The organism is candidate division WOR-3 bacterium (assembly GCA_016867815.1).
Classification (GTDB): domain Bacteria; phylum Hydrothermota; class Tepidihabitantia; order Tepidihabitantales; family Tepidihabitantaceae; genus UBA2258.
The window spans coordinates 1-8,540 of the sequence record VGIR01000108.1; the positions used below are offsets into that span (position 1 = coordinate 1).

8 protein-coding genes are annotated in these 8,540 nt (G+C 63.6%); 3 read left to right on the forward strand and 5 right to left on the reverse strand.

Going from position 1 to position 8,540, the window contains the following annotated elements; genetic code table 11:
• The 3 genes from FJY68_12325 to FJY68_12335 all read right to left on the reverse strand — a co-directional run.
• The coding region (locus tag FJY68_12325) for an L-threonylcarbamoyladenylate synthase (protein MBM3332610.1) at positions 1 to 427 on the reverse strand (427 nt) is incomplete at its 3' end.
• Between the two features lie 56 nt (positions 428 to 483).
• Complete coding sequence (locus FJY68_12330) at positions 484 to 2,433, reverse strand: hypothetical protein (protein ID MBM3332611.1); 1,950 nt, start codon at positions 2,431 to 2,433, stop codon at positions 484 to 486.
• A 396-nt stretch (positions 2,434 to 2,829) separates the two neighbouring features.
• Entirely contained in the window at positions 2,830 to 3,297 is a 468-nt protein-coding gene (locus tag FJY68_12335; protein MBM3332612.1) for a hypothetical protein, read from the reverse strand.
• A gap of 183 nt (positions 3,298 to 3,480) precedes the next feature.
• Between FJY68_12335 and FJY68_12340 the strand changes: the two genes are divergently transcribed.
• From FJY68_12340 to FJY68_12350, 3 genes are all read left to right on the forward strand, one after another.
• Positions 3,481 to 3,912 carry a hypothetical protein gene (locus FJY68_12340; protein MBM3332613.1) on the forward strand — a complete coding sequence of 144 codons (432 nt, stop codon included), beginning with the start codon at positions 3,481 to 3,483 and terminating at the stop codon, positions 3,910 to 3,912.
• Positions 3,913 to 4,061: 149 nt separating this feature from the next.
• Entirely contained in the window at positions 4,062 to 4,547 is a 486-nt protein-coding gene (locus FJY68_12345; protein MBM3332614.1) for a hypothetical protein, read from the forward strand.
• Positions 4,544 to 5,047, forward strand: a complete 504-nt coding sequence (locus tag FJY68_12350; protein ID MBM3332615.1) for a rubrerythrin — start codon at positions 4,544 to 4,546, stop codon at positions 5,045 to 5,047. Before FJY68_12345 ends, FJY68_12350 begins: the two co-directional genes overlap by 4 nt.
• A 45-nt stretch (positions 5,048 to 5,092) precedes the next feature.
• Here FJY68_12350 and FJY68_12355 read toward each other — a convergent pair whose 3' ends face one another.
• The gene (locus FJY68_12355; protein MBM3332616.1) at positions 5,093 to 6,433 is read right to left on the reverse strand and encodes a saccharopine dehydrogenase; all 1,341 of its coding nucleotides are present in this window, start codon (positions 6,431 to 6,433) and stop codon (positions 5,093 to 5,095) included.
• A gap of 8 nt (positions 6,434 to 6,441) precedes the next feature.
• Entirely contained in the window at positions 6,442 to 7,773 is a 1,332-nt protein-coding gene (locus tag FJY68_12360) for a hypothetical protein (protein MBM3332617.1), read from the reverse strand.
• Positions 7,774 to 8,540: the final 767 nt, after the last annotated feature.

The following is an 8,540-nucleotide window of genomic DNA, read 5'->3' on the forward strand; positions in this document are numbered from 1 at the left end:
GCAAGTCGCGCGTGGCCGGATGCGCCACCATCCTGATACCGACGGTCTGCCCGCCGCTGGTCACAACTGACGGGACATTCTCGGAGCAACGGAGTACCAGGGACAGCGGCCCGGGCCAGAACTGACCCAGCAGTGGCTGCACCCATGGCGGAACTTCAGTCACGTACTCAAGCATCTGCAGGGGCGAAGCGCAATGCGCCATCAGCGGCTGCGATGGGTCCCGCTTCTTCAGCGCAAACACGCGACTGACGGCCTCGGGACACCTGATGTCCGCCCCGATCCCGTACACGGTCTCCGTCGGAAACACGGCGACGCCGCCGTCCCGCAGTATACGCGCTGCCCTGGTGATCGACTCAGCCGGATACGAAGGCGGCTGTACGCTCAGTACAAGCGACATAGAGTCAGGAGTTTGGGAGTCTGCGTCCATCGGCGTTCATCGGCGGTTTCTCTGCTGGTCTTCCGGTCTCGGCGAGGTCGTATCTGTCAGGACGGCAGGCCGGGCTCGATTGCAGCGATGCGGAACGGCTGGCCATCCATCTCCACGCCATCGCCGACCTTGCGACCAACCAGAATCTGGGCAAATGGCGAAAGGTAGGAAATCACGCCCTGGTCGGGGTCGGCATCCCACGGGCCGAGTATGGAGAACTCCATGACGTTCCCGGCACCGTTGTCAAGCCTCACTCGACTACCCACCGACACTTCCGACGTGTCGACGTCAGATGGACCCACGATCCGTGCCCGGGCGATCTCCTCGCGCAGCCGCTTGGCCTTGACCATCAGCCGGGCCTGTTTCTCCTTGGCGGACTTGTACTCGTAGTTCTCGCTCAGATCGCCGTGGGCCCGCGCTCGTGCTATCTCGTCAGCGACCTTCGGTATCTCCTTCTCGGAGATATGGTGCAGCTCGCCCCTGGCTTTCTCTAGCCCCTGTGCTGTCGTGTACACGACGTTGTCGTCAGTTCCCTTGCGCAGACCCGGGAACCTGGTCGCCGCAAGCTGCGTGATCTCGTCGGCGACGTAGCCGTCGAGGATACGCGCCCTGCCGACGCGCCCGAGCAGACGCTCAGCCTCTCCCTCTTCCATCCGCGCCAGCGCTGATTGCACCAACCCGTAACCGGCGTCAATCAGAGCGGCGCGGAACTTACTCCAGTAGGGCCTGTAGCCGGCCGATTCCAGAAGGTCGAGGATACGGGTGACGATGCTCTTCGGGTCGCCCACGCCGAGCCGCTCGAAGTGGCCGACCAGCCAGAGGAACGCCTCCGGGCTCTGGCGGTATCCGGTCAGCGTCGCATCAAGTAGTGCCTGCCACTGCCCTGGGTGTTTTGCGGCCAGCTCCTTCTCGATGACGGCGCGGGCCCGGCCATCCATGCCGGTAGCGAAGATAGCCGCAAAGAGCTCCTGCCAATCATCGGGACGCGCGCCTGGCAGAATCTCCAGGAAGCGCCTCCGTTCCGCGAAGGTGGCGAGCTTCGAGTATGACTCCAACACCCCGCCCCTATCCGTGCCGGACAACTCACTGGCCTCGACTTCCTGCCTGAGCCGCTTCGCTGCTTTGACGGGCGCGGGCTCAGACGTCGCCGCCGGAGTTTCCTCCCACTGGAATGTTCGGGCCGGAACGGTCCTCGTGACAACGTGAGGATCCTTGCCCAGTTCGCGGCGCGCCCTGGTCCAGAAGCTGTCCCAGGCCTCACTGCCCACGACCTGCGCCAACCCCTCCTGCAACTCCCGGACCGACATCGCCCGGCCGGTATCACGGAGCAGAAGAGCCACGACCCGCCCTGGCCGGGTGGCAGCCAAGTCCAGGAGCTTCTGTCGGCTCTTGTCGAGCAGGGCATAGTAGCCATCCGGCCTGCACACCTTGAGGATCCGCTGGGCTGAGCCAAGATCCCAGACCAGTTCAGCCCCGCGGTCGAAGTCAACCGTGACTTTGTCGAGTAGGAGATCGAGCTTCTTGACCCGTCCGGGTCCGCGCTCGACGTCGAGAACCCTCGTACCGGGCAGAAAGGCCAAGTAGCGGTCAAGCTTGGGCAGCGAATCCTTCAAAGACTGGCCGTACCCCAGGCCGGACTTGTGCAGCAGCTGTTCGATATCCGGGGAGTCCGCGTGGAGCCGCTTCACGCACGTGGCGATGGTACGAGCCAGGTTCGCATCCCCCGCTGCCACCGCTGCCTGCCGCCGCAGCATGGCGAGCTCATCAGCATAGCGTTCCTGCTCGCGCACCATGTCGGCCAGCAGCTGCAGCATCAGCGCCATGGACTCCCTCGGGACTTGCCGATCGGTCAAATCGACCAGTTCCACCAGCTGCTCGAAAGGCACGTCGGCCTCGACCATCTCCAGCCAGGTCGTTCCCATCTCCTCATACTGCTTCTGCCAGAACTGCGTCCGGAATTGTCGGACAAGGGCCTCTGCGGCCGACTTCTTGGTCAGTTCTTCCATGTGGCTAGTAGCATAGGACGTGGCATCACCAAGTCAAGGAACGGGGTAGAGCCAGCGCTCGGGCGGGCCGGTTGACAGCCACGCGGAACCGGTCAGCTCCATGGAAGGTCGGGCTTGGCCCGTGGCTACGGCATGCCCGGGGCGCATTCCGCCATGGCCCTGCGCAGCCCGCCGGGTAGACCCCATATCGCGCCACTGGGCTTTGAGGACGTCACCGCGGGTCTGGGTATAGCGATGGTGTCCACATGGGCGTCCTCCGCAGTTGACAGCGACTGGAGATTCGCCGGCGACGTCCCGTCGCCGCGACCCGTATCGCCTGTGACCGAGCCGCCACTAGGGACGCCAGGAAAACCAGGGACAGGCATGCTATCCCCGGCAGCATCCGGAACCTTGGTGCTAGCTGAAGTAGTAGCGAAAGCCGATTGAGCTGTTCCAGTCCCCCGACAGCCTAGGTATCAGGTTGACGACCGGGACGGCCTCAAGGAACAAGTCGATGGGGACGTCTTCGAAGAGCATGGTGACGCCGAACGGAATCCGCGCGCCGATGCGGGTCTCGTCCGCGAGCTTCACACGGCCGCCGATACCGAAGTACGGAGGCAAAGAGCCGAACTCGGAGTCGGGGACGAGACTCTTGAGGTGGTAGAGGAAATCAGCATGGAAGTAGAGATGACCTTCATCCCACCAAGACCCCCATCCCAGTCCTGCGTCAAGCGCCGAGCTCGGGCCGAGCCAGGCCTTGGCGGAGAGGCCGGAGGGTTCGCCAGCCATCAGTCCGACGCCCAGTCTGCCCGCGCCGGTCGGCAGGGCCGTTGCCGTAGCAACGAAAAAGGCGGCGACGGCCAGCACCAGACGGAGCGTTTTCATCTTCTCTCCTTTGTTAGTTGCCATGGCACTCGGCTCATTATCCTCTCTGGCCGCCCATAGTCAACGACGCAAGCTCTCCGGCGCTGCAGGGACAGAGCTGGCCCAGGGCACACCAATCTCGCCCGAGCGCCCAGGTCGAATCCCAGAAGTCCGCGACAATCCGTGCTTGACTTCCGGCTGGGCATGGCTAAATTCCTCGCGTGCTTCGCATCCCGTGATGCATCGCGGGACTCGGAGACTGCAGCTAAAGCGACCGCTACACAGGAGGTACGTACCATGAAGCGTCTGGTAGTAACGACGGTCCTGGCCGCTCTCTGCTTGACCATGATGACCGGCTGCGGCGCGTTCATCGCGTTCGGCGGCGGCGGCACCCTGTATCAGGACACCAAGGTACCGATGAACGACGTCGCATACTGGGGACCGAGCACCAGTTCCATGTCGAAGAAGGGCGAGGCCTCGTTCACTTCAATCCTCGGCATCCTGGCCACCGGCGACGCCAGCCTGAAGGAAGCGATGGAGCGCGGCGGCATCACCAAGATCCATCACATCGACCAGCAGGTCACGAACATCCTCGGGATCATCGCGACCTACAAGGTCATCGTCTACGGCGAGTAACCGGTTCCGGTGACTTGAACGGAGCAGGGCAAACCCTGCTCCGTTCCGTTTGACAGGGCCGAACGATAGACTACGATTCGTGGCTGGAGCGTACCTGCGACCTGTTCGGAATTGTCCAATAGAGTGACTTGATGTAACCTGGAGGAAATGTGCCTATAACCTACTCAGCGACCGAGATAATGGAAATGGCCGTTGAAACCGAGAAGGGCGGCAAGCTCTTCTATGAAACCGTGGCCGGCCAGTCGCAGGATGAGAACTTGAAGGGCTTGTTCTCGTACCTGGCCGACGAGGAGAACAGACACATCCGCACCTTCGAGGAGATCGCCAAGACAGTCAAGGTCGCGGCGGACGAGAGTCCGGCCAACTGGGAGGAAGTCGCGCTCTACCTGAAATCCGTCACCGACTCCCGCTACTTTCTCGGCCGGGACAAGGCCCTGAGCCTGGCCAGGGACGCCAAGAGCACTTCGCAGGCCGTCAAGCTCGCCCTGGCATTCGAGAAGGAGACGCTCGTGTTCTACCTTGAGGCTGCGGACATGGTGCCGTCCTTGAACCGACCGGCGATCGAGTCCCTCGTCAAAGAAGAAAGGGCGCACGTCCGCAGGCTGACCGGGTTCCTACAGACCTGTCAGAAATGACCAACCCTGAGACCATCGCCGCTCTCGCCACCGCACTCGAAGCAGAAAAACAGAGCCTGCACGGATATCTCCGGCTGGCGTGGGAGACCCGCGACAACTCGGGCAAGCAGATGTTCATCCGGCTGGCGACCGACGAGTTCGAGCACATGCGCCTGCTCGAAACCTGGCAGGCCGCAAAAGGCCCGCCGCCCGCAATCGAGCCCTCAGCCATTGAGCGCCTCGTCCCCAGGCTCTCCGACAAGTCACTGCAGATTCGTGGGACCAGGGGACAGCACCAGCTGGATGCCCTCCTCACCGCTCTCGAGCTCGAGCGCTCCGCCCGGGCCTTCTACGAAGAACAGTCAGGCAGGGCGCCGGCCGGCCCGGCCCGCGACGCTTTCAGACGCCTGGCCGAAATGGAATCAGCCCACCACGCCCTGATTCAGACCGAGATCGACTATATCCGACAGGACGGCTTCTGGTTCGGCCTGCTCGAGTTTACACTCGAATCGGAAAGATAGCACCGGGGCGGCGCGTGGCCGCCCCGGTCGCATCCAGACGATATCCTAAACGACCGGTACCTTCCGCTCCTTGCACTCGATACCGAGCCGCGCCAGTTCGGCGAGGACCGGCTCGTAGATTTCGGGCAGCACCGGTATCTGCACGCCGGTGAGCTTCAGCTCGCCCTGTAGGATCATCCTAACAGCGATCGCCGCCGGCAGGCTTACCGTCCGCGCCATGGACGAGTCGCCGTTCGGCTCGCCGAAGGCGATGAGCGTAGAGTAGATCCTCTCAGCTTGCGGCTTGGGGCTTGAGGCTTGAGGCTTCTCGGCAATGAACTCGTGGTGCAGGACGATCATGTCCCGCTCTACCGGCTTGTAGGCCATCCGGTCGAGCATCTGTTTGGCGAGGATGTCGAGGTTCGAGCCCTGTTCGAGACCGATGGGCTTTTCTTCGAAGAGCCCCAGCCAGGCGAACCGCTCGAGGATCGGGTCGCCGGGTTGGAGATTCAGCCGGGTTGCGGTGTCCACCCGCAAGCCGCCTGACCCCGGCACAAACGAGCGCAGCCAGCCGGCCGGCGTGAGCGCGGCAATGCCCGGCTTGACCGCATCGTCCTTCAGCACGCCGAGGTCGGCAATCGCCTTGAGCGTGGCGCACCAGCCGGGATTGCGCAGGGTGCCGCGCAGCATCGTCCGAACGCCCTTCAAGCCGTAGGTCTCGATGTACGGCAGCGAGTTCCGATTAGCGTAGGCCTCGAACTCAAACCCATCCGCGACCTTCAAAGGCCAGCGGTTGCCGAACAGGTCCGGGCCTGGGATGAACACTTCCTTGCCGTCCTTGAGATAGCGGGCGTCGTTTCTGCCCGCCATCACCACGCCCTTCGGGCTCCAGGAGAACTTGTAGCCCAGCGGGTTGTCATTCGCCTCGGGAGCAGGCAAGCCGCCGCAGTAGGACATGAAGCTCGCCACCGTGCCCCCTGCCTTCTGCACGTCGTGGATGATCTTCATTGCCGACATGTGGTCGATGCCCGGGTCGAGGCCGATCTCGTTCAGGAAGATGACGCCGGCCGCCTTCGCCTGCGCGTCAAGCGCCCGCATCGCGTCGCTGGCGTAGGAGGCCGTCACGAACGGCTTCCGGTACTTCAAACAGAGATTGGCGACCTTGACGTGATAGGTATAGGGCAACAGGCTGACGACAAGGTCCGCACCGGCGACGAGCTTGTCCAGCGCCGCCTCGTCCTCAACATCGAGCCCGATGCCCTTTGCGCGGTCATGGCCGCCGGCCAGCTTCTGCGCGCTGCCGACGACCTTGTCGGCAATCGTCACGCCGATATCCGGTTGTTCCAGCAGGTATCGCGGCATCGGCCCGGCGCTCATCCCCGCGCCGAGCTGCAATACGCGCTTCATCGTATGCCTTACTGCTTGAAGCTGTCGAAGCTGCGGATGTACTCAAACCCGGGCGTGAGCCGACCGCGATGCAGAACCAGCGCCCGGCGTATCGGTCCGGGCAGGTCCAGCTTCTCCAGCGAACGACCAAAGTCGGCGCGGGCGATCGCCGGTACGAAAGGCATCAGCGCGACGCCGAACTCCCGCGACGAGTCGAACGGCAACTCACACGGCAGGTTGTCAACGGTCATCAGCAGCATGCCGTCGCCCTCGACGCCGTCGCGAACCGAGCCTGTCTCGGGCTCGTAAACAAAGAACGGCTCGCCCGGCTCGGTCGCCTTGACCGTTGCCTCAATCGAGCCGTCGATGTCGCATGATATGTCGCCGATTGCCGCGAGCTTCGGCCTGCGCCCGGCCCCGAAGGCCTGCTTCAGCCAGTTTTTCGTCACCAACCGCGGATACCGGGCATCCCAGTAGATGCAGTTGACCAGCACCGACAGGTGCGGCAGGTGGTCCTCGAACTCCGAGCGGTAGAGCTCCGGTTGGCCGTAGTACTCCTTCAGGTCGAACCGGTGTCCGATCTCCTTCGGCTCGACCAAATGCTCCTCGCGAAACATGACGCGGTAGACCGTGTGCCGGTCGCCCTTGGCGGCAAGTGCGGGCAGGTCGACCGGCTCGACCTCAGTCGCACCCAGCGAGTCGAGCATCTCCCACGTGCCCTTGGCCACGTGTCCATACCCGGTGACGCCGACGACGAAGGGAGACAACTCGGCAGGCAGGCCCTGCTCCACGATGTCCCGACCAACCTCTGCGATCGCCGCTTTCGCCAGGTCCACGCGACCGTACTCATGTGCCAGCCGGACACGGCTGAACGGCGTCTGCATTCCCTGCGTTTCCAGCCGCTCGCCCAGCCCGGCAAGCGTATCCACCATGCCGGCGATGCCGGCGAACCGGCCGAAGAACACGAGCCGTCTTCCCGCCTCGTCCGTCATCTTCTCGTAGTCAATGAGCGAGCAACCCAGCTCCATCATCCGGCGCAGCATCGGCATGTTGTGATGCTGACCCTTGATGACGTGGGAGAAGAAGATGTAGGTCTGCCCGGGCAGGAACGCGGCCTCGGGAATCTCCTTGATGGCCAGCACGACCGGGCATCCGGACAGGTCTTCGCCTACCTCTGCCCCGACCTCACGGAACTCCGCGTCATTGAACGTGCGCAAGTCCGACCGCTGCACCACAAACGAGAGCCCGTGCTCGCCGATGAGTTGGCCCACTTGTTCGGGTATCAGCGGCGACCGGCGCTCCCAGGCGTTCTTATCCTCGCGCCTGATGCCGATACAGGCTGGTTGTGGTTGCTTTTCCATGAGGGCGAGTATTATACGGCTCGTACTACCCAAGTCAAAGCGACCGAGCTTCCTGCGGTTGAGAGTGGAACGATCGCTTCCGGCAGCGTCGTTCCCGACTGCCCTTGGTCCAGGCCGGTGCGGCTCTCAGGCTTGGACCCGGGAGGCACGCCGAGGCGGCTCGGTGTCCGCTACCGCTGGATGACGACCTTCCGCGTCCGGCCTGACGGCCCGTCGCCGCCCTGCCCTTCGCGCACGAGGTAGACACCCGGTGCGAGAGACCGGACATCGTTCGGTCCCGGGTGCAGGTCGAGAACCTTGCGACCGGCAGTATCGATCAGGCTCCGAGACCGCGTCTCACCCCCAGGTGCCTCGGGAATGAAAAGCATGCCGCGAACCACGGTGGGCAGTCCATGCGTCTCCCCTGCATCGGCGCTCGGAGTCTCCTCCACCCCGCCACCCGGCGCCGGGTTCATCGCCCCCCAGATCCGGTCAGTGTTGTAAGTCTTGGATCCGATCGTCCCCGCCCAGCCCTGGTAGGCAAGTAACAACTGGCTGCCGACTCCTCGGGCGAGAGCGAGACAGCACTGAATCCCCTCCTGCCGGACAACCGAGCCTTCGTCGTAGATCGTGTCACCCGGCACAACCCAGGCGCCATAGATGTCAGGGTTGTTGCCGCTCTGCTGGTCTTCCCAGACCACGAGGAACCTCGTGCCATCATAGGCGAGGGCGGGAGCATACTGGCCCTTTGGGGCGCGGGAGACAACGAAGCCGGCGGTATCCAGCAC

Coding starts and splice junctions, on each gene's coding strand:
- FJY68_12330 (MBM3332611.1), bottom strand. CDS start 2,433: ATGGAAGAACTGACCAAGAAGTCGGCCGCAGAGGCCCTTGTCCGACAA.
- FJY68_12335 (MBM3332612.1), bottom strand. CDS start 3,297: ATGAAAACGCTCCGTCTGGTGCTGGCCGTCGCCGCCTTTTTCGTTGCT.
- FJY68_12340 (MBM3332613.1), top strand. CDS start 3,481: ATGGCTAAATTCCTCGCGTGCTTCGCATCCCGTGATGCATCGCGGGAC.
- FJY68_12350 (MBM3332615.1), top strand. CDS start 4,544: ATGACCAACCCTGAGACCATCGCCGCTCTCGCCACCGCACTCGAAGCA.
- FJY68_12355 (MBM3332616.1), bottom strand. CDS start 6,433: ATGAAGCGCGTATTGCAGCTCGGCGCGGGGATGAGCGCCGGGCCGATG.
- FJY68_12360 (MBM3332617.1), bottom strand. CDS start 7,773: ATGGAAAAGCAACCACAACCAGCCTGTATCGGCATCAGGCGCGAGGAT.